This is a genomic window from Candidatus Thiosymbion oneisti (assembly GCF_004359955.1).
GTDB classification, from domain to species: Bacteria; Pseudomonadota; Gammaproteobacteria; order Chromatiales; family Chromatiaceae; genus Thiosymbion; species Thiosymbion oneisti.
In genome coordinates this window covers 62182-81942 of the sequence record NZ_SMSC01000012.1, presented here as the reverse complement: position 1 = coordinate 81942, position 19761 = coordinate 62182, and the positions used below count along the sequence as shown (strand labels likewise).

Annotated in this window: 19 protein-coding genes and 1 pseudogene; 17 read left to right on the top strand and 3 right to left on the bottom strand. The window is 53.8% G+C overall.

Annotated features, from left to right (window positions below; genetic code table 11):
• Nucleotides 1-347: 347 nt before the first annotated feature.
• The 17 genes and pseudogenes from tkt (at nucleotide 348) to E1958_RS08575 (ending at nucleotide 15270) form a co-directional block, all read left to right on the top strand.
• Nucleotides 348-2378: a transketolase gene (gene tkt, locus E1958_RS08660; protein WP_133511528.1), complete on the top strand. Its 2031-nt coding sequence runs from the start codon at nucleotides 348-350 to the stop codon at nucleotides 2376-2378.
• Between the two features lie 237 nt (nucleotides 2379-2615).
• A complete protein-coding gene (gap, locus tag E1958_RS08655; RefSeq protein ID WP_133511527.1) occupies nucleotides 2616-3620 on the top strand; it encodes a type I glyceraldehyde-3-phosphate dehydrogenase in 1005 nt (334 codons plus the stop codon).
• A gap of 93 nt (nucleotides 3621-3713) precedes the next feature.
• Entirely contained in the window at nucleotides 3714-4397 is a 684-nt protein-coding gene (locus E1958_RS08650) for a hypothetical protein (protein ID WP_133511526.1), read from the top strand.
• A 140-nt stretch (nucleotides 4398-4537) separates the two neighbouring features.
• Nucleotides 4538-4771, top strand: coding sequence for a DUF433 domain-containing protein (locus E1958_RS08645; protein ID WP_133511525.1), 234 nt, complete (start codon nucleotides 4538-4540; stop codon nucleotides 4769-4771).
• Nucleotides 4768-5139 (top strand): DUF5615 family PIN-like protein, encoded by a 372-nt coding sequence (locus tag E1958_RS21980; RefSeq protein ID WP_165741610.1) that lies wholly within the window; start codon nucleotides 4768-4770, stop codon nucleotides 5137-5139. The genes E1958_RS08645 and E1958_RS21980 overlap by 4 nt, the downstream gene beginning before the upstream one ends.
• A 126-nt stretch (nucleotides 5140-5265) precedes the next feature.
• Nucleotides 5266-5514, top strand: coding sequence for a DUF433 domain-containing protein (locus tag E1958_RS08640; RefSeq protein ID WP_439329457.1), 249 nt, complete (start codon nucleotides 5266-5268; stop codon nucleotides 5512-5514).
• Nucleotides 5511-5849 carry a DUF5615 family PIN-like protein gene (locus tag E1958_RS08635; RefSeq protein ID WP_133511524.1) on the top strand — a complete coding sequence of 113 codons (339 nt, stop codon included), beginning with the start codon at nucleotides 5511-5513 and terminating at the stop codon, nucleotides 5847-5849. Before E1958_RS08640 ends, E1958_RS08635 begins: the two co-directional genes overlap by 4 nt.
• A gap of 318 nt (nucleotides 5850-6167) precedes the next feature.
• Nucleotides 6168-6696: pseudogene (locus E1958_RS21975) on the top strand (REP-associated tyrosine transposase).
• 212 nt (nucleotides 6697-6908) lie between these two features.
• Entirely contained in the window at nucleotides 6909-7130 is a 222-nt protein-coding gene (locus E1958_RS08625; RefSeq protein WP_089728582.1) for a type II toxin-antitoxin system HicB family antitoxin, read from the top strand.
• The gene (locus E1958_RS08620) at nucleotides 7123-7341 is read left to right on the top strand and encodes a type II toxin-antitoxin system HicA family toxin (RefSeq protein ID WP_133511523.1); all 219 of its coding nucleotides are present in this window, start codon (nucleotides 7123-7125) and stop codon (nucleotides 7339-7341) included. Before E1958_RS08625 ends, E1958_RS08620 begins: the two co-directional genes overlap by 8 nt.
• Before the next feature lie 1321 nt (nucleotides 7342-8662).
• On the top strand, nucleotides 8663-8878 hold the full coding sequence (locus E1958_RS08615; protein WP_133511522.1) for a hypothetical protein: 216 nt from the start codon (nucleotides 8663-8665) through the stop codon (nucleotides 8876-8878).
• A 126-nt stretch (nucleotides 8879-9004) separates the two neighbouring features.
• A complete protein-coding gene (locus E1958_RS08605) occupies nucleotides 9005-9205 on the top strand; it encodes a DUF433 domain-containing protein (protein WP_133511521.1) in 201 nt (66 codons plus the stop codon).
• A 268-nt stretch (nucleotides 9206-9473) separates the two neighbouring features.
• Nucleotides 9474-10655, top strand: a complete 1182-nt coding sequence (locus tag E1958_RS08600; RefSeq protein ID WP_133511520.1) for a phosphoglycerate kinase — start codon at nucleotides 9474-9476, stop codon at nucleotides 10653-10655.
• A gap of 211 nt (nucleotides 10656-10866) precedes the next feature.
• Nucleotides 10867-11769 (top strand): hypothetical protein, encoded by a 903-nt coding sequence (locus tag E1958_RS08595; protein WP_133511519.1) that lies wholly within the window; start codon nucleotides 10867-10869, stop codon nucleotides 11767-11769.
• 464 nt (nucleotides 11770-12233) lie between these two features.
• On the top strand, nucleotides 12234-12431 hold the full coding sequence (locus E1958_RS08590) for a hypothetical protein (protein WP_133511518.1): 198 nt from the start codon (nucleotides 12234-12236) through the stop codon (nucleotides 12429-12431).
• A 422-nt stretch (nucleotides 12432-12853) separates the two neighbouring features.
• Nucleotides 12854-13918 (top strand): class II fructose-bisphosphate aldolase, encoded by a 1065-nt coding sequence (gene fba / locus E1958_RS08580; protein WP_133511516.1) that lies wholly within the window; start codon nucleotides 12854-12856, stop codon nucleotides 13916-13918.
• A gap of 953 nt (nucleotides 13919-14871) precedes the next feature.
• Complete coding sequence (locus E1958_RS08575) at nucleotides 14872-15270, top strand: CPCC family cysteine-rich protein (RefSeq protein ID WP_243448316.1); 399 nt, start codon at nucleotides 14872-14874, stop codon at nucleotides 15268-15270.
• Between the two features lie 173 nt (nucleotides 15271-15443).
• On the opposite strand, the gene E1958_RS08570 is transcribed toward E1958_RS08575, so the two are convergent.
• The 3 genes from E1958_RS08570 to map all read right to left on the bottom strand — a co-directional run bounded on the left by E1958_RS08570 (nucleotide 15444) and on the right by map (nucleotide 19535).
• Nucleotides 15444-15941, bottom strand: coding sequence for a hypothetical protein (locus tag E1958_RS08570; RefSeq protein WP_133511515.1), 498 nt, complete (start codon nucleotides 15939-15941; stop codon nucleotides 15444-15446).
• 148 nt (nucleotides 15942-16089) lie between these two features.
• Nucleotides 16090-18762 carry a [protein-PII] uridylyltransferase gene (gene glnD, locus E1958_RS08565; protein WP_133511514.1) on the bottom strand — a complete coding sequence of 891 codons (2673 nt, stop codon included), beginning with the start codon at nucleotides 18760-18762 and terminating at the stop codon, nucleotides 16090-16092.
• Nucleotides 18759-19535, bottom strand: a complete 777-nt coding sequence (gene map, locus E1958_RS08560) for a type I methionyl aminopeptidase (RefSeq protein WP_279512422.1) — start codon at nucleotides 19533-19535, stop codon at nucleotides 18759-18761. Before map ends, glnD begins: the two co-directional genes overlap by 4 nt.
• Nucleotides 19536-19761: the final 226 nt, after the last annotated feature.

Genomic DNA, 19761 nt, shown 5'->3' with positions numbered 1-19761 from the left:
CTAAAGCATCTGGTTTTCGGCTCCGCTCAAGGAAAAAATGCTGGGGCGACAATCAGATACTGGTTGCACTGAGAACGAGCCACCCGTTTCCCGGATCTACCGCGATATCCCCAGGCGATTGGTACATAAAAGGGCGTGACCGAATTCAAGAGGGGCGTCATATCCAAGGGCGCATGGCAAGGCGATCTAACTGCCGGCGCAACGCGGAAGGTAGGGTGGAGACAAGCAAGCGGATATGGGGTTTCGACTACAGATCGCCCGAGTCGCGGGTTGTTGCCGGACGCTACGGCGTGCGGGCGCGGCTGGCGGAAGTCTTGGTTTCAAAATAGCGAAGAGGTAGAGACTAGATGTCCTCACGTAGAGAACTCGCCAATGCCGTCCGTGCCCTGAGCATGGATGCGACCCAGAAAGCAAACTCCGGTCACCCCGGTGCCCCGATGGGGATGGCCGATATTGCCGAAGTGCTGTGGAACGATTTTCTGAAGCACAATCCGGCCAACCCGAAGTGGGTGGATCGCGATCGCTTCGTGCTGTCCAACGGTCACGGCTCCATGCTTCTCTTCTCGCTGTTGCACCTGACCGGCTATGAGCTGAGCGTGGAGGATCTGAAACAATTCCGCCAACTGCACTCCAAGACCCCCGGTCACCCCGAGTACGGCTATACCCCCGGAGTCGAGACCACCACCGGACCCCTCGGCCAAGGTATTACCAACGCGGTGGGAATGGCCTTGGCCGAGAAGGTCTTGGCAGCCCGGTTCAACCAACCCGGCCATGAGATCGTCGACCACCTGACATACGCCTTCCTCGGCGACGGCTGCATGATGGAGGGCATATCCCATGAGGCCTGCTCCCTGGCCGGCGTCTTGGGACTGGGCAAGCTCATCGCCTTTTACGACGACAACAATATCTCCATCGATGGCGTGGTCCGCGGGCACGGCGACATTCCCGCCTGGTTCCTCGACGATACGCCGAAGCGTTTCGATGCCTATGGGTGGCACGTAATCCCCAAGGTGGACGGCCATGATCCCGAGGCCGTCAAGGCTGCGATCGAACAGGCCCGCTCGGTCACCGACAAGCCCACGCTCATCTGCTGCCAGACCGTCATCGGGTGGGGCTCCCCCAACAAACAGGGTAAGGAAGAGTGCCATGGCGCCGCCCTGGGTGAAGACGAGGTCGCCCTGACCCGCAAGAGCATCGGTTGGAAATATGCCCCCTTCGAGATCCCCGACCATATCTATGCCGCTTGGGACGCCAAGCAACGGGGGGCTGCCGCCGAGGCCGATTGGAATAAGCGCTTCGCCGCCTATGAGGCCACTCATCCTAAGCTGGCGACGGAGTTCAAGCGCCGCATGGCCGACGAGCTGCCGGCCGATTGGGACAAGAAGGCCTGGGAATTCATCAAGTCCGTGGACGCCAAGGCGGAGAAGATCGCCTCCCGCAAGGCGTCTCAGAACGCGCTGAACGGCTATGGCCCGCTGCTCCCCGAGCTCATCGGCGGTTCCGCGGATCTGGCCGGCTCGAATCTGACCCTGTGGTCCGGCAGCAAGGGTGTGTCCAAGGACGACGCCACGGGCAACTATATCTACTACGGGGTACGCGAATTCGGCATGTCGGCCATCATGAACGGGCTTGCCCTGCACGGCGGCTTCAAGCCCTACGGTGCCACCTTCCTGGTATTCATGGAATATGCCAAGAACGCCCTGCGCTTGGCCGCGCTCATGAAGATCAACCCCATTTTCGTCTATACTCACGACTCCATCGGTCTCGGCGAGGACGGTCCCACCCATCAGCCGGTGGAGCAGATCTCTATCCTGCGGTTGACGCCGCGGATGTCCACCTGGCGACCGGCGGACGCGGTGGAAAGCGCCGTGGCCTGGAAGTTGGCCATCGAGCGCAAGGGTGGACCCACCAGCCTCATCTTCTCTCGTCAGGGGCTGCCGCATCTGGAGCGCACGGAGGAACAGCTACGTGCCATTACCAAGGGCGCCTATGTGTTGCGGGACTGCGACGGCCAGCCCGAGGCCATTATCATCGGGACCGGTTCGGAGGTCGCTCTGGCGGTCGCTGCCTACGACGACTTGACCGCCAAGGGCCGCAAGGTACGCGTCGTTTCCATGCCCTCGATGGACGCCTTTGACGCCCAGGACGCCGCCTACAAGGAAGCCGTGCTGCCGGAGGCGGTCAAGGCCCGGGTCGCGGTGGAGGCCGGCGTCACCCATCTGTGGCCCAAATACGTCGGTATACAGGGCAAGATCATCGGACTCGACACCTTCGGCGAATCCGCCCCGGCGGGGGACGTCTACAAGGCCTTCGGCATCACCGCGGAAAAGGTGGTCGCGGCAGTGGAGGCACAGGGCTGGGAGGTGGGTAACGGTTAAGGTTTAAGTGGAAACATGGCCAATAGCAGTGTGTTGGTACGCCATGAGCTCGCCCCCCCTCCCCTCTCGGAGGGTGTCGCAAAAGCCCCTCTCCCGCCGGGAGAGGGGTTGGGGAGAGGGGATCAAAGTGGTTAATGCCCCTCTCCTCTAGCCACTTAAAAACTTTACCACTACCGACGGGTAATCCCGATTTCCATAAAACATCTACAAACCTGAAAAAGACTGGAGGTTTATTCCATGACAATCAAAGTTGGCATCAATGGGTTCGGCCGCATCGGTCGCATGGCCTTTCGCTCCATTGCCAAGGAGTTTCCCGAGATCGAAGTCGTCGGCATCAATGACCTGCTCGACCCCGACTACCTGGCCTACATGCTCAAGTACGACTCGGTCCACGGCAACTTCGAGGGCAATATCATCACCCAAGGCGACAAGATGGTCGTCAAGGGCAAATCCATCCGCCTGACCGCGGAAAAGGACCCCGCCAAGCTGAAGTGGGGCGACGTCGGGGCCGACCTGATCATCGAGAGCACCGGGTTCTTCCTGACCAAGGAGACCTGTCAGAAGCACATCGATGCCGGTGCCAAGAAGGTCGTTCAGTCCGCGCCTTCCAAGGACGACACCCCCATGTTCGTCTACGGCGTCAACCACAAGACCTACAAGGGCGAGCCCATCGTGTCCGCCGCCTCCTGCACCACCAACTGCCTGGCCCCCGTAGCCAAGGTGCTGCACGACAACTGGGGCATCAAGCGGGGCCTGATGACCACGGTCCATGCCGCCACCGCTACCCAGAAGACCGTTGACGGCCCCTCCATGAAGGACTGGCGCGGTGGACGCGGCATCCTGGAAAACATCATTCCGTCATCCACCGGCGCCGCCAAGGCGGTCGGTAAGGTCCTGCCCGAGCTCAACGGCAAGCTCACCGGCATGGCCTTCCGCATTCCGACCTCCGACGTCTCCGTGGTCGACCTCACCGCCGAATTGACCAATGACGCGGATTACGGTGACGTCTGCGCCGCCATGAAGGGTGCCTCCGAGAAAGGCGACCTGGCCGGGGTGCTGGCTTTCACGGACGAAAAGGTCGTCGCCACCGACTTCCGGGGTAAGAGCACGCCCTCCATCTTCGACGCCGAAGCCGGCATCGCCCTGGATCCCACCTTCATCAAGGTCATCGCTTGGTACGACAACGAGTACGGCTACACCTGCAACATGCTGCGTTTTGTGGAGCATGTAGCCAAGAAGTAAGCCTAGAGAGTAGCACAGGGCCCAGGGGAAAATGCTCCGGCGTTTTTCCTTGGGTCCTGGATTTTTTGTGTTCCTGTTACGCGGAGAAAAGAAGTGGAAACTGCGGTCATTGGTGCGGTCATTAGTGCGGCCTTTGCGGCTCTAGGATATATACTAACGACTCTAGGACATATACTAAAATCAATATTAGAAAGCAAACGTTCTCGGAGAGCTCATCTTGTTGAATTGTTCTCCATGCTAAAAGCGGGAAAAGTCGCATTTATTATTCAATCAAAGCATAGAGATAGTCTACTTAATTTGATAAATATCCGAGATCCAGAGTTAGCTAAGAAAGCTAAAAACCTTGGATATGACAGGGTATTTTCATTGGCTTATCCTGACATGACGCCAGAAGAAAAAGAGCTACATGTAATTATCCGCGCCATCACGGAGTTTACTTTACGGCCACTAAATGAATCAATGCTGAAGTGGTTGCAAGAAGATAATTATTTTAAAGCGCAGACATGGGAACATGGATTAAGAGCTAATTTAGCCAAGAATCTTTTCGAGCTTGAGGTACATTTATTATTATGGATGGCAAAGTATAAGGTTTGGATACCTGATTCGCCAGAAAATACATTAGTTTTTTTAGCTGACGAGAAGAAACAGGGGGTTGGTTTTCCGGAAGATCTCCAGGGGTTGGTTGAGAGGGTTTTGCAAAATGAGTGCTTTCTCTGGCGCCTAACTCCGCGTAGAGCCGACCCGCCTGCGGCGGTGGGAATTCACCGCGAAAATTGAAATGTTAGGTCTTGTGCAAATTATGTAGATGAAAACAACGGCGGGCGGCTCACGCCCCCGTTAGCGCAATCGAAGCTCGGAAAATCCGACTCAAGAATCAGAATCGTGGGGGAGGAGCCCATTGTGGAGGAAGCACACAGATGATTGATCGTATTACCGCCGATCCAAAAATTCTCGGTGGAAAACCGATTGTACAAGGGACACGGTTGTCTGTGGAATTTATCTTGGAACTATTAGCTTCTGATGTTCCTGAAGAGGATATTCTTGAAGATTATCCGCATCTCACAAGAGAAGATATCCATGCCTGTCTGAAATATGCTGCACGTTCCTGCAAGAACGAGGTATATGTGGAACTTGAGCCTGTTTCAGCATGAAGCTCAACCAAGTGCCACTTCTGACAGATGAAAATATCTCGCCAAAGGTGGTCGCATGTCTCCGAAACATGGGACTTGATGTGCTGGATGCAAAAGAGCAACTGTGGTACGGAACTGACGATGAAGAACTGATAACCAGCGCATATCGGGAGCATAGATTTATCCTTACACATGATTCAGACTTCGGAACACTGGCAATCAATCAAGGGAAACCATGTTATGGGATTCTATACTTGCGATTAAAGAATCTGAGGTCCATCAATGTAATCCGGGCCTGTGAAGGCTTGCTTCGACGAAATATCGAAATCCATCCGTATACTATTTGGGTGGTCGAAGACACACGAATACGCATTCGTTATCTCATATAAGTAATAATAGAAAGATATAATATATGGGCACTTTGAAAAATACGGTTTTCGTCAACGGCGTATCTGAATAATCAATGGCTTAGAGTCGCTTGATTGGTGAAAATACCTATTTTTCAAGGTGCCCATATGTCAAAGGTATATAAAACCATGAATTTGGAAGAACGCGTAACAATCAATCCGGATATCCGAAGTGGCAAACCATGCATTAAAGGTACACGGATTACTGTATATGATATTCTTGAATATTTCGCTGGGGGCATGTCTGAGGAAGAAATATTATCGGATTTTCCTATCCTTAGTCACGAAGATATACAATCCGTTTTTGCATTTGCCGCCGCAAGAGAACGTAAACTTTCAGTTTCGTTAGCGGCATGAAACTTCTCTTTGACGAAAACATTAGTTCCAAGCTGGTTAAATTTCTTCTCGATGACTTTCCGGAAAGTAGTCATATTGATTATCTGAGGATGCAAGGAACAACGGATTCCAGTATCTGGGAGTATGCAAAAAGAGAAGGGTATACCATTGTGTCTAAAGATAATGATTTCCGACAACGAACTTTTTTATTTGGTCCACCACCAAAAGTAATTTGGCTTTCAGTAGGAAATGGAGGAACAAAAATCATTAGAGAGCTTCTTTTGAAGAAAACTACTGAAATAAAAAAATTCGTAGAAAATCCTACAGAAGGCTTACTTGTGTTAGAGAAAATATAAGTTCCTGAAAGTCAAAGGCCTAACAAAGCATTGTACCGGACCCAAAAAAGCGCTGGATTTCTCATTAAAAATCAAGAAGTTATTCAAGAATGGTAGGGTGCTCGTCGTGCCGGCTTCGATTTGCGTCGCCTTATACCGGTCGTTAGCGCAATCGAAGCTCGGAAAATCCAACTCAAAACTAAAGCTATAGAGAAGGATCACATTGTGGAGGAAGTGCCGTAGGCTGGGGTGAGGAACGAACCCCAGCTTTTATCCGGACAAACCACACCACTCCTCGAACGCCATGCCTTCAATACACGCGTTTGCGGAACTTGGCTGATGCGCAGCTACCTACGGGCAAGCATTCCCGGGGGAGTTTATTTCTTCACCCTGAACCTTGCTGAGCGGCGCGGCAATGATTTACTGCTACACTACATTGATGCGCTGCGCGATGCCCTCTGGTGAACCAAACAGGATCACCCGTTCACGATAGGAAGCGGTCTGCATCTTGCCAGATCATCTGCATCGCATTTGGCGTCTGTCGGAAGGCGACGCTGATTTTCCGATGCGCTGGTCACTGATCAAGCAAGGGTTCTCCCGAGCCGTGCCTATCGGAGAGGGGGTATCTGCGAGTCGTCGGCGCAAGGGGGAGCGTGGGATCTGGCAGCGCCGATATTGAGAGCATGTCATTCGCGACGATGATGACTACCGGCGACATATGGATTACATTCATTACAATCCAGTCAAGCACCGGTATGTGAAGCGGGCGCTGGATTGGCCTTATTCATCATTGAAGCGAATGATCGATGCGGGTTTGTATCCGCCAGACTGGTGGCGCTACACCAGAGGTATTGGGCGCGGATTATGAATGAGAGCGGCTTGTTTTTACCATTGCTATTGCTGGGGTTCGCAAGCTCACCCCAGCCTACGGGCTACGGGCTAAGAAAGAGACGGAACATATCAAACAGAAAAGGCTAACTAGAAAATCCACCTAGCCTCCTGCGTCGGCGGGTGATTTTAATGTTAGGTTTCTTAGATATCAATCAAGGTATTTGCTTTTCTTTCCTCTAAGGTGATTAAATGGTTAAACAATTAACAGCCATCATTGAAAGAGAAGATGATGGATACGTGGCACTATGCCCGGAGGTCGATGTTGCGAGTCAAGGTGATACGGTTAGAGAGGCAAGGGCAAATTTGAAAGAAGCATTGGAACTGTTTTTCGAAGTTGCTTCACAAGAAGAAATCAATTCAAGACTCCATGGTGAAGTGTATGTAACTCATGTGGAGGTCGCCGTTGGGTAAACTCAAGGTTTTCTCAGGTAAGGAAATATGCCGACTACTTCAGAGGCATGGATTCCAAGAAGTGAGAAAAAAAGGAAGCCATGTCATTATGCAAAAGCTAAACAACGAAATCTCAATCACTGTTCCGGTTCCGGATCATAAAGAAATCAGAAGAGGGACGTTATTGTCTATTATTCGTCAGTCGGGTGTTCGTCGCTCGGAGTTTGAATAAATATCAGGTCCATGAGTTAGGGTGACGAAGGAACCCCGACATCGATTTCTATAAGCCCGCGTAGGTTGGGGTGAGGTCGCCCCGAGAGGGGTGACAAACCCCAACGATTTTGGTTCGGTGTGGCGATTTTTTGTTGGGGTTCGCAAGCTCACCCCAACCTACATGGCTGATGCCGATAACCCTTGAGCTAAGAACAGTACCCACGGGGAACTGCGGATGCGGTTTTTTCGCTGCTAGGCAGAAAAGGTAATGGGGACCTTGAAAAATCCCATACTCAATGCTTTTCACGACGACGACCACCAAAGTGTGATTTTCAAACGCCTTCAATACTCTTCTGCCGAGTCTATCCTACCGCTTATCAACTAAGCTGTATGGTCCGCGCAACTCAAGAGGAGATTTTCAATGAAACCGCGACCATCGAACGAGCAGGAAGAATCTTTGGAGCCTACTTTTCTATCAGACGACTCGCCGCCTTTGCCACTTCCAATTCACGTGATGCAAATGATTTTATCCGAACAATACGCCATGAAATTCTTGGCCACTTTGGACTCAATACCTTCAGATCCTGCGAAAAAAGAGCGCTCATAAATGCTATCTCGGAGACTCGCAAGCAACCGACTCTATGTGGGTTGTGGTCAGACGTTAATGCGTGCTATCCCCGTTTCCCGGAATCATTCAAAGCTGAGGAGATCTTTTGTCTTGCATGTGAAGCAGTCGAGCCAAATTCAACCGTCGATAAGCTCAAGGTACAACGCATTTTTGACCAGGTCGTTCTTGCACATTCGCAGCCCATGAAGTATGACGATCTTTTTGCTATCGCCGTTACAGTTGCCGATGGATTCAAAAATCGATCGAGGTTTCAGCAAACCTTTCCCTCTACCGATCGAGATCAGTGGAGCAGGGGAAAAAGCCCGCGTAGGTTGGGGTTCCTCCGTCACCCCAACCTACATGGTTATGGACACAAATAAGCAAAGGTTTCAATCCAATTGGTGTTTTGATCGACATCGTGAAAAGAATGCCTCCACCCGAGCCTCTGACTCTCGGTATGCTGGAGCTTGCCGTCACGATGGGAAAATAGGATACGGAGATCCTTGAGCAAGCATCTTTGGACTTGATTGTCCCCAAAAACTTCAGTCCGCCGTAGGCGGATCGAGGTACAAACCTCCATCTTCCAGATGGATTATCTTCAGTCGGCGGTTGAGTCCGCCGAGGGCCACTTTAGTGGCCCAACCTACCAGCTTCAGCTGGTAGTGGTTGAGTCGCCATCCTAATTGAGTTTTGAGAAAGGAAAATAGGTGTCAGTTTTCAAGAAGCGTAAACAATGAACATGCGCAAAAAGACGAAATATATCCACGAAGGCCAGCTTGTTGCAGAAGTCGATGTGGAATTGATTGTCACGGACGATGAATGGTCGCCCTATTTGTCGCTTCAAGACGCCTACAAATTAGACGACGTTCATGAGGCGCTACGTCGTGGAGATTTGGAGTGCGCATCTAAAATTGCGCGAGTTTTTACTATGCAGCCCATAGCAATTTAGCTGCTGAAGATCGCCCAACAAATGGCTCAGCCAGATGGCATGATCCTAAGCACAACTGAAGCTCGGAAAATCCGACTCAAGAATCAGAATTGTGGAGAAGGATCCCATTGTGGAGGAGGCACACAGATGATTGATCGTATTACTGCCAATCCAAAAATTTTGGATGGGAAACCGATTGTACAAGGGACACGGTTGTCTGTGGACTTTATCTTGGAACTGTTAGCTTCTGATGTTCCTGAAGAGGATATTCTCGAAGATTATCCGCATCTCACGAGAGAAGATATCCATGCCTGTCTAAAACACGGATACGCATTCGTTATCTCATAGAAGAAAATGAGTCCGTGTAATCATTTCGTGTTTATTCGTGTCCATTCGTGGTTTTAGGATGCCTTGACAGAGTCTCATTTTTGATAAAAAACTCATGTCTCGCCGATCTGAGGCGAAGCCTTGTTAGTACATAGTTTCAGCCTGTTTTCCGGTACAATCCCGACAGGCATTCACAGGTTACATCATATTAACTGATCCTTAAGAAAAATGCAGATCAGGCTGAAACTATGTATACGGGTCACCAAGACGTAACATCGCGGAGAACTCTATGTCATTCATCAAGCTGACCGATCTCGATCTCGCCGGCAAGCGGGTGCTGATCCGCGCCGATCTCAATGTCCCTGTCAAGGACGGCAAGGTGACATCCGATGCCCGCATCACCGCCTCCATGCCCACCATCGAGCACTGCATGAACGCCGGTGCCAAGGTCATGGTCTTCTCCCACCGGGGCCGCCCGGAAGAAGGGGTGGTGGACCAGGAAAATTCCATGCAGCCCATCGCCGACGATCTGTCCGCCAAGCTCGGCAAGCGGGTGCCCTTGATCAAGGATTACCTGGACAAGGCACCGAAGGTCACCGAGGGCGAGGTCGTCTTGCTGGAGAACGTGCGCTTCAACAAGGGCGAGAAGAAGGACAACGAGGGGTTGGCTAAGAAATACGCCGCTCTGTGTGATGTCTTTATCATGGATGCCTTCGGCACCGCTCACCGCGCCCAGGCCTCCACCCATGGGGTCGGCAAGCTCGCCCCGAAGGCCTGCGCCGGTCTGTTGCTCTCCGAGGAGCTGGACGCCCTGGCTAAGGCCCTGGCTAAACCGGCCCGGCCCATGGTCGCCATCGTCGGTGGCTCCAAGGTGTCCACCAAGCTGACCGTGCTCGAGGCCCTGTCGGAAAAGGTCGATCAGCTGGTGGTCGGCGGCGGTATCGCCAACACCTTCCTCAAGGCGACGGGGAAGAACGTCGGCAAATCCCTGTGTGAGGACGACCTGGTAGACACCGCCAAGAATCTGATGGACAAGATGGCCAAACGTGGTGCCAGCATTCCGATTGCCATGGATGTCGTCTGCGGCAAAAAATTCGACGAGAGGGAACCCGCGCTCCTCAAGGATGCCGACGAGGTGACCGACGACGATATGATCTTCGACATCGGCCCCAAATCCACCCAGGAGCTGGCCGACATCATCGCCAAAGCGGGCACCATCGTCTGGAACGGCCCAGTGGGGGTATTCGAGTTCGATCAGTTCGGCGCGGGTACCAAGAAGGTTTCCATGGCTATCGCCGAGGCCTCCGGCTTTAGTCTTGCCGGTGGTGGCGATACCATCGCGGCCATCCAGAAGTATGATATCTATGACAAGGTGTCCTACATCTCCACTGCCGGCGGTGCCTTCCTCGAATACCTGGAAGGCAAGACCCTGCCGGCCGTGGCCATGCTGGAGCAGCGGGCGAAGGGCTAATGGCCTGATCGTTTGGCCCCCGACTTTCCATTCCGGCAGAGACCGCTAGAACAGGCGCGAAAGACCCCTCTCCACTGGGAGAGGGGTTGGGAGCAATGCAGCTAAGTATTACCGGACAGCAGGTCGGCCGTTCTCTACTCAAGAGGTATTAGTCTCTATCAATGCGCTTAATATTTATACAGTGCTGTTCAAGAGAAATAAGGAGAAGTGAATGTTAAAATTTTCCTATCGAGGTCCCACTTATAACTTTGGTTTTTTTGGAAGGAATTCTTGTGATCGTGAGTTTCCTCGCTATGTCAAAGACATCATTTGTTATAATCAAGGTGAATTCCTCCAGTATTTTCTCCTTGCTGCGGAATTTCATAAATGCATGAAAGCAGCATATTTCAAGGGAGATGTCGACATTGCAAAGGAGCGTCATAATACCCTTTTAGGGTTCTTGAACCGGAATCTCGAACGAATAACGAAGAAGAATTTCGAATTTCTGCATTCTCACTTCAAGACTCGATCCAATCAGGCCCCGCGGATTTGCATTAAAGCAGGCTACAATATCGACAATAAAGATAGCGTGGTTTCTTTATTCAGGGATGGCAATGTCAACTACCAAAGTAATTGTCGCATTGAACAGAATTCTGGTTTTAAGTGGATTTACGATACTGGCCGACCTTATATATGCAACGATATACCGAATGAGGTGAGAGTTAATGGATATTTGAACCCTAGGCTGAATGTACAGGCAGCAAAGTTGTACAATAGACCGGGGTTTATAAAGCAGAAGCTCGGTTTGGCAAAGGGTGAGGATAAAGAGTGGCGAAAATGCTGGAACAGCGATGATAACCAATCCGTGACTAATGATTCCTGCTACAAGTCGACTCTGATTGTGCCGATGACCCTATGGAACAACTCTCTTGGTGACACCTTCAGAAAATTAATCAATCTCGATGAGGTCGAGAGAACGATTTTTGGTTTTTTATGCATTGACCATATCAATATTGATTATTTCATCCCTGATATAGACATACCAATTGGCTATGTCTTTTCGGATTTACTATCTTTAGTATTTGATGTCACGAGTGGTATATACGGAAAAATCAGAAACGTTCCAAGCTGTTAAAGGTGCTATATAGCACATGCTGTCCTAACGAGGAGAAAAACCATGTCATTCTCTAGCCTATTCTCGAAGAATTTGCGAGCATATGACAACATTGAGGAAAGCAAAAAGAATCAACTATATAAAGTGGATTCAAATCTATTTGATTATGTAAATAGTGTCAAGCCTGACAGTGAAAAAATATCAGTCAGAGTGACAGATCAGGAACATAATCTGCTAGTTGGAATCATGCCTGAAATAGACTAAAAAATCACGGATCACTTCACATGAACTCCCGAAACGATTAATAGATATGGATGATCTGATGGATGATATCAAAAGTAACGGTTTGTAGAAGAGCATGGTATGGCTGAACGAGTCGTCAGTGATACCACTGCTATTGTGCATTTAGAGTGCGTGTCTCTGTGGTTCAACCTGTAACATGCACAATAGGATGAAATACGGATTTAAGACTGGGGTAAAGCAAGATGACAATTGAGCAACTGGAAGATGCGGTATTGCACCTTTCACCAGAGAATCTTGACAGGTTTGCAGAATGGTTCGAAGAATTTCTGGCCGATCAATGGGACAAACGGATAGCAGCCGATATCTTGGCAGGTCGGCTTGATGGGGTCGGCGAGCGGGCGGACAAAGCCTTCGTAGCCGGTCATTGTACTCCGCTTTGAACCACTTCGCCTCTCCCGAGTTCTGGTTTCACTACCGTAAGCTTCCCCAAAGGGTGCAAGCATTAGCTGATAAAAACTTCGCTTTACTAAAGGAGGATCCACACCACCCGTCCCTTCGGCTGAAGAAGGTCGGGGGGGGGGGATTGGTCTGCTCGTATCGGGCTTCGTTATCGTGCGTTGGCAAAAGAACGTGCAGAAGGTTGGTTTGGTTTTGGATTGGAGCTCACGGAACGTATGACAAACTCACATAGTATGCTGAATGGCGGCAACGCCTAGGCGGTCCGCACAGCGGACCCTACAATCAATCCAATGGTTCGCGTAGGGTCCGCTGTGCGGACCTTCTAAATGTCAATGCGACCTAGAAAAGTATCGCTGCAAATAGTTGCTGTTTTTATCTACCAACCAACAAGAGGAAAACCACCATGGCCCTGATTTCCATGCGTCAGCTACTGGACCACGCCGCCGAAAAGGGTTACGGCGTGCCCGCCTACAATGTCAATAACCTGGAGCAGATGCGTGCCATCATGGAGGCGGCCGACGAGACCGACTCCCCCGTTATCGTCCAGGCCTCCGCCGGTGCCCGCAAGTATGCCGGTGCTCCTTTTCTGCGCCATCTGATCCTGGCCGCTATCGAGGAGTGGCCCCACATTCCGGTGTGCATGCACCAAGACCACGGCACCTCCGCAGCGGTGTGTCAGCGTTCCATCCAGCTCGGCTTCTCTTCCGTCATGATGGACGGGTCCCTCGGCGAAGACGGCAAGACGCCCACCAGCTATGAGTACAACGTGGATGTTACCAAGCGGGTGGTCGATATGGCCCATGCCTGCGGGGTCTCGGTCGAAGGTGAACTGGGCTGTCTCGGCTCCCTGGAGACAGGGCAGGCGGGTGAAGAGGACGGGATCGGCGCCGAGGGTACCCTCTCTCACGACCAGCTCCTGACCGATCCGGAAGAGGCCGCGGATTTCGTCAAGAAGACCGGTGTCGACGCCCTGGCCATCGCCATCGGTACCTCCCACGGCGCCTACAAGTTTACCCGCCCGCCGACCGGCGACATCTTAGCCATCGAGCGTATTAAGGAGATCAACAAACGCATCCCCAATACCCATCTGGTGATGCACGGCTCGTCCTCGGTGCCCCAGGATTGGCTGAAGATCATCAACGACCATGGCGGGGCGATGGGCGAGACCTACGGCGTGCCGGTCGAGGAGATCGTCGAGGGTATCAAGCACGGGGTGCGCAAGGTCAACATCGACACCGATCTGCGCATGGCCTCCACCGGCGCCATCCGCAAGTTCCTGCACGACAAACCGGCCGAGTTCGACCCGCGCAAATATCTTGCCGCTGCGACCAAGGGCATGTATGGGATTTGCAAGGCACGCTACGAGGCCTTCGGCACCGCCGGCAACGCCTCGAAGATCACTGCCCGCTCGCTGGAAGACATGACCACCCGTTATGCCAAGGGCGAGCTGGAGCCCAAGGTCAACTGATTGCGGACCGGTTTTTCCACGGTATTGGAAAGGGGCGCTGAGCGCCCCTTTTTTAATCGCGAATGAATGCGGATAAACGCACATGCGGAATTGATCCCATTTGTGGCCCAATGCCATAAAGTCAGGCGGTAGTGGTAAATTTTTAAGGCTTTTTATGGATTCCGGACTGCCAACGATCATGGAAGGGTACCACCGGACGTTTTGGCGTGCGGCGGCAACCTTACCCCGATGCTTACCGGAACCTACGCCCGTAGGATGCGGTGAGCGTGGTATACCGCTTCATGGATGGCATTGACGGCCGGCGCGAACCGCATCGCCGGATGGCCCGTGTCCGACATCGCGCACGCGCTTTCGGGATTCGATTACGGGCACCTTTTCCGTCAACGGTATGCTTGAATAAGCAACGGGTTAGAGCCGTCTGATCGCTGAAAATACCTATTTTTCAAGGTGCCTTTATGGGGGTTGATGCGGTTCGCTGCGGGCGTCCATCGATGCGGTTCGCGCCTCCGCGTGGTGCTATCCTGTAAGACCTACCGCGCTCACCGCATCCTACGGCACTACCGCTTCACAGCTACGGGGGTGATTATCGGGTGGTGGTTAATATTTAGGCTCTTTATGGATTCCAGATTGGTCGAAGAGGACGACAGTCGGTAGCACGATGACCGATGACGGAACAGGTAGCCTTTTCTCAACAATAACAGCAAGTTATACGCCGCCCCTCTGGCTTGCTGAGAAGGCAAATTTGCGCAAAATATCCTAACCAGTCTGGAATCCATAAAGAGCCAATTTTAAATGATTTGTTGGGCTACGAGCTTCGCCCCGCTCCCGCCGGGAGAGAGCCTGCCCCGAGCGTAGCGAGGGGGCCAGGGAGAGGGGATCAAAAAGAAACCGGGAGTGGTCGGTGAACCTCTCGACTGCTCTCACTTAAAAATTTACCACTACCGAAACAATAAATGATGTACGACCAGATCAGGTTTCCTTGTCCCTGCTGCGGCCGTCTGGTTTTCGACTGGGAACCCGGATTTCACCAGCTATGCCCCATTTGCGGCTGGGAGGACGACCTCTCGCAGCTGCGTTTTCCGCTCATGCCCGGCAGCGCCAATGTGGTGAGCCTGTTCGAGGCCCAACGAAACTTCCAAAGCTATGGCGCGTCGGAACGGCGCAAGCTGGGCCATACGCGTGACCCCGTGGAAGGCGAGACGGTCGAACCGGCCTGGCGACCCCTGGACCCGGATCGGGATAACCCGGAACGCCCCGGCCGCGGCAACCGCTATGGAGATTCCTATCCCTGGCCGGACACGACTGTCCTCTACTATTGGCGCCCGACCTATTGGCGACGTTTGGTCGGATAAACCCTGTGCCTGCGTCTGAGGGATATAAGGCCAGGGCGGTGGTGTTCTAATTTTGTTGCTGCCGAGTATAGAGAACTTGAAAACTCCCTAATCATGGGGTTTTCAAGGCACCCTATAAACCGGAAACAACAAAGTTAGAACACCATTCAGGATTGCTTTTAACCAAACAGCTTCTAGAACCCTCGATAATACCAAGGGTTGTCCCAACCTGGCAGGGGATAGGTCAGCGTCTGTGGTGACGCCTGCCCGGATGCCCCCGTGGCAGCGTCGGCTGGAGATGGTAACGGTGGTGCGGAAAACCCGGAGGTCTCTTCCTGCCAGGGGCTTTGCCGGAGTTGCCAGGGGACTTGGTTGCGGAAGGTCTCGCGGTCGCGCTCTATATGCTCCAAAAAGGTATCGTGACGGCGTTGGGTTTCCTGTTCTCGTATCTCTTGCCGGGCCGCGCCCCAGGGGTCGATCCGACGCCGGGCCTCCCGTGCGGCGCGGCGACGTTCCTGCCGGATTTTTTGCCGTTGCGCGCGCACCTCGTCGAGCCACCGGCGAACCGGTTGGGACTCCGCAGAGGGTGTGCTCTCGGTCGGAGGGGGTAGCGGCGTCTGCGCCGCAAGGGGAAAGACTGCGAGCAGTCCGATGCACAGGACGATAATCGGTCTTGTCGATCGTCGGGACATTCGATCCCTTAGTTCAGGATTGCGTTTAACCGGACAGCTCTAAACTTAAAAAATTTAGCATATACCAAATTACTAACTGAATGCCCTGCCCCAGATCAAATTTCTTTCGAAACTCGACTCGATTATAGGGATGTAGGACTTGTGGATCTTAGTCGTCAGCTGCGTGTTCCAAGCGGCTGCGGGTCTCCCGGCGCAGGCAATTCAAGGTACTCAGCTCGGTAATGGGGGCACCGTCGGCGGTGGTGATGAAGAAGATGTCGTCCGCCTGGGCACCGATGGTGGCGATCTTGGCGTTTTGCAGCAGGATGCCGCAGGTGTCGAAGGCGGCCCCGATTGCGGCGAGGAGGCCTGGTCGGTCGAGGGTGAGCAGGTGCATGACGGTTCTGTGGTTGCGTTCGTCCTTGGAGAAGCGCAGCCGGGTTTCGGTCGGAAAATAACGGAGCTGGCGGGGCACGGGACGCGTGACTTGGAGGTTCGGTGCTTCCGGTTGCGATAATTCCTGCTCCAGGGCGTCCTGAATCTGCCGTATTTGGGTGGCGTCGAGGACGGGGGAGGAGCCCTCTGTTTCCAGTACATAGTAGGTGTTCAGCACCATCTTGTCGTCCGTGGTCATGACGTGCGCGTCCATGATGCTCAGTCCCCAGCGGTCCAGCAGGGCGGTGGTACGCGCGAACAGATGTTTTTGATCCCAGGTGTAGATGAGGATCTCGGTGCCGCCCCGATGGGTCAGGGGTCGGATGGCGACCAGGGGTAAGGCTCGCTCGGGGGTTTGCAGGATGGTTCCGGTCTGCCAGGCCAGCTCGTCCGGGGAGTTGTGCAGGAAGTAGTCGAGACTGAACTTGATCCATAATGGGGTGCAGACCTCACGGGTTATGCCGTACTTGGCCAGCAGGCGCAGGGTCTCGGTCTGCTTCTGTTGGATCAGGTCATCCTGGGCCTGGGGGTTGTCCAGCCCGCGCTCCAGGGCGCTCCGGGTACTCTGGTAGAGATCTTGCAGCAGCCTATCTTTCCATGAGTTCCACCATTCCGGATTGGTCCCCTGAATGTCGGCCACGGTCAGCAAATAGAGGTAGTCCAGGCGGCTGGAATCTCCGACTTCGGTGGCGAATGCTTGGATGACCTCCGGATCGCTGATGTCCTGATGTTGGGCCGTCATCGACATCATCAGGTGTCTCTCTACCAGCCAGGCAACGAGGTGGCTATCGTAATCGGATAGGCCGTGGGCTCGGCAGAAGCCCCAGGCGTCACGGGCCCCAATGAGGGAATGATCCCCGCCGCGACCCTTGGCGATGTCATGGAATAGGCCGGAGAGGCACAGGAGCTCGAACTTGGGGATAGTGCGCGCGATGGCGGTGCACAAGGGATGTCCTGGGGCATCCCCCGGGACCATGAAGGACCTTAAGTTGCGCATTACCCGGAGGCTATGCTCGTCTACCGTATAGGCGTGAAAGAGGTCGTACTGCATGCGCCCGACGACCTTGGCAAAGGCCGGAAGGTAGGCAGCGAGCACGCCATATTCGTTCATCCGCTGCATGGCATAGGTAACCCCTGGGTAGCGCATGATGGCGATGAACAGGCAACGGGCGCGTGGGTCCTCCCGTACCCTGGCGTCGACGAGGTGGCGGTGCTCGCGGATGAGACGGATGGTGCTGGCCCGGATGCCTACGATCCCCGGATGGGTCTGCAGGATGTTGAAGACCTCAATGAGGGCAATGGGATCGCGTCGGAAGACATCGTCTCCGGTCACCTCGAGAAAACCGCTGCGAGACTGGAAACGCGCGTTGATCTCGACCGGCGGTTCCAGCCGGTCGTGGAGTAGGATGGCCTCCCGGAACAACTGGAGCAGCATCTCGTTGAGGCGATTGAGCTCCATGACTGTCCGGTAGTAGCGCTGCATGAACTGCTCGACCGCCAGGTTTTGGTCCTCGTCCGTGAAGCCGAACTCCGCGGCCAGGGTGCGTTGATAGTCGAACAGCAGTCTGTCTTCACTCCGTCCGGTGAGGCGATGGAGCGCGAAGCGAATGCGCCATAACAGGGATTGACCCATTAACAAGGTATGGTGCTCACGCTCGGTGAGGAAGCCGTGGGTAACCAGGTCGTGCAGATTTTCGGCATCGAAGTGGCGTTTGGCTACCCAGCCGATCATCTGGATGTCCCGCAGCCCCCCCGGATTTTCTTTGATATTGGGCTCCAAATTGTAGGCAGTGCCACCGAACTTGTGCCAGCGGGCCTGCTGCTCGTCGATCTTGGCGGCGAAGAAGTCCTCGCTCGACCAGATTCGGTCACGGGCCGTGGCGGCTCGCATGCGCTCGAACAGATCCGACGAGCCGGTGAGCAGGCGGGCCTCGATGAGGTTGGTGATGACGGTGGCGTCGGTACCGGCTATCTGCACACAATCTTCGATGGTCCGGGTGCTGTATCCCGGTTTGAGCCCGATGTCGAAGAGGAAGGCGATCAGCTTGGCGCCGGCGTGGCTTAGATTTTCTTTCTCGGAGTCCTTCAACAGGATCATGATGTCTACGTCGGAACCCGGATGGAGCTCCCGGCGTCCATAGCCCCCGACCGCCACCAATGCCGCTCCCGCTCCTACCGGCAAGTGGTGTTGCCAGGCTTCCAGCAGCAACATGTCCACCAGGCGGCTGCGCGCAAGGATCAGCGTGTCGACCGCTGCACCTTGGTCATAGCGCTCGAACAGGTGCTCGGTGCCCTCCTTCAGGATGTGGCGAAAGGCAGCGACGGGATCGTCCCGGGTATGCAGGAGGTGCCGCAGTTGGGCCTGGGTTTCAGACCAGTGACCGATTTGCTGTTGGGAGTCGTTCATGGAGCAAGCGGTTGGTCACGTTCTTCACTGCGTAGGGTCAGGATCTCGTGACCGTCCTGGGTCACCAGTACCGTGTGTTCCCACTGGGCGGATAGACTGCGGTCCTTGGTGACCACGGTCCAGCCGTCGGGCAGCAGCTTGATATGGCGCTTGCCGGCGTTGATCATGGGCTCTATGGTAAAACACATGCCGGGTACCAGGGTCATCCCCTCACCGGGATTACCATAGTGCAGTACCTGCGGTTCCTCATGGAAGTTGCGGCCGATGCCGTGACCACAATACTCCTGCACCACTGAGTATTGTTTCCCCTCGGCAAACTTCTGTATGGCATGGCCGATGTCGCTCAGGTTGGCGCCGGGCTTGACCTGGGCGATACCGATACGCATGGCCTCTTGGGTCGTCTTGACCAGGCGCCGCGCGAGGATGGAGGGTTCACTGACGAAGAACATCTTACTCGTGTCGCCGTGGTAGCCGTCCTTGATGATGGTGATGTCGATATTGAGGAGGTCTCCCTTCTTCAGTCGCTTGTTGCCGGGAATACCGTGGCACACCTGATGGTTGACCGAGGTGCAGATGGATTTGGGAAACCCTTTGTAGTTCAGCGGGGCCGGAATGGCCTGTTGCTCATCGACGATAAAGTCGTGACAGATGCGGTCGAGCTCGCCGGTAGTGACGCCGGGGCGGACGTACTCACCGATTATCTCCAGGACCTGGGCTGCCAAGCGGCCGGCAACGCGCATCTTGGCGATTTCCTCGGCGCTCTTGATAGGCACGCTCTTACTGGGGGAGGCTGCATCCACGCTGGTTCGCGAGGGCACGACAGTGACCTGGAAAATTGCTCGAACCTAGCCGACATGTTATAAAACCAATTGAGATTCGGCAAACAGATTGCCCGTCGCCGCAGCGAGCGTTAGGGCGGCCATCCATGGGAGCGAAAAACTGTCGTTTTTCGCTCTATTTTTTGGCCCATTCTCAAGCCGGACCGGATTGCCTTTAACC

Bases quoted from the DNA above. Each gene is read 5' to 3' on its own strand.
- E1958_RS08570 (WP_133511515.1), bottom strand. From the start codon at position 15,941: ATGTCCCGACGATCGACAAGACCGATTATCGTCCTGTGCATCGGACTG.
- E1958_RS08595 (WP_133511519.1), top strand. From the start codon at position 10,867: ATGTTAAAATTTTCCTATCGAGGTCCCACTTATAACTTTGGTTTTTTT.
- E1958_RS08625 (WP_089728582.1), top strand. From the start codon at position 6,909: ATGGTTAAACAATTAACAGCCATCATTGAAAGAGAAGATGATGGATAC.
- E1958_RS08600 (WP_133511520.1), top strand. From the start codon at position 9,474: ATGTCATTCATCAAGCTGACCGATCTCGATCTCGCCGGCAAGCGGGTG.
- E1958_RS08615 (WP_133511522.1), top strand. From the start codon at position 8,663: ATGAACATGCGCAAAAAGACGAAATATATCCACGAAGGCCAGCTTGTT.
- E1958_RS08590 (WP_133511518.1), top strand. From the start codon at position 12,234: ATGACAATTGAGCAACTGGAAGATGCGGTATTGCACCTTTCACCAGAG.
- E1958_RS08575 (WP_243448316.1), top strand. From the start codon at position 14,872: ATGATGTACGACCAGATCAGGTTTCCTTGTCCCTGCTGCGGCCGTCTG.
- tkt (WP_133511528.1), top strand. From the start codon at position 348: ATGTCCTCACGTAGAGAACTCGCCAATGCCGTCCGTGCCCTGAGCATG.
- E1958_RS08640 (WP_439329457.1), top strand. From the start codon at position 5,266: ATGTCAAAGGTATATAAAACCATGAATTTGGAAGAACGCGTAACAATC.
- E1958_RS08645 (WP_133511525.1), top strand. From the start codon at position 4,538: ATGATTGATCGTATTACCGCCGATCCAAAAATTCTCGGTGGAAAACCG.
- E1958_RS08635 (WP_133511524.1), top strand. From the start codon at position 5,511: ATGAAACTTCTCTTTGACGAAAACATTAGTTCCAAGCTGGTTAAATTT.
- fba (WP_133511516.1), top strand. From the start codon at position 12,854: ATGGCCCTGATTTCCATGCGTCAGCTACTGGACCACGCCGCCGAAAAG.
- E1958_RS08605 (WP_133511521.1), top strand. From the start codon at position 9,005: ATGATTGATCGTATTACTGCCAATCCAAAAATTTTGGATGGGAAACCG.
- E1958_RS21980 (WP_165741610.1), top strand. From the start codon at position 4,768: ATGAAGCTCAACCAAGTGCCACTTCTGACAGATGAAAATATCTCGCCA.
- glnD (WP_133511514.1), bottom strand. From the start codon at position 18,762: ATGAACGACTCCCAACAGCAAATCGGTCACTGGTCTGAAACCCAGGCC.
- gap (WP_133511527.1), top strand. From the start codon at position 2,616: ATGACAATCAAAGTTGGCATCAATGGGTTCGGCCGCATCGGTCGCATG.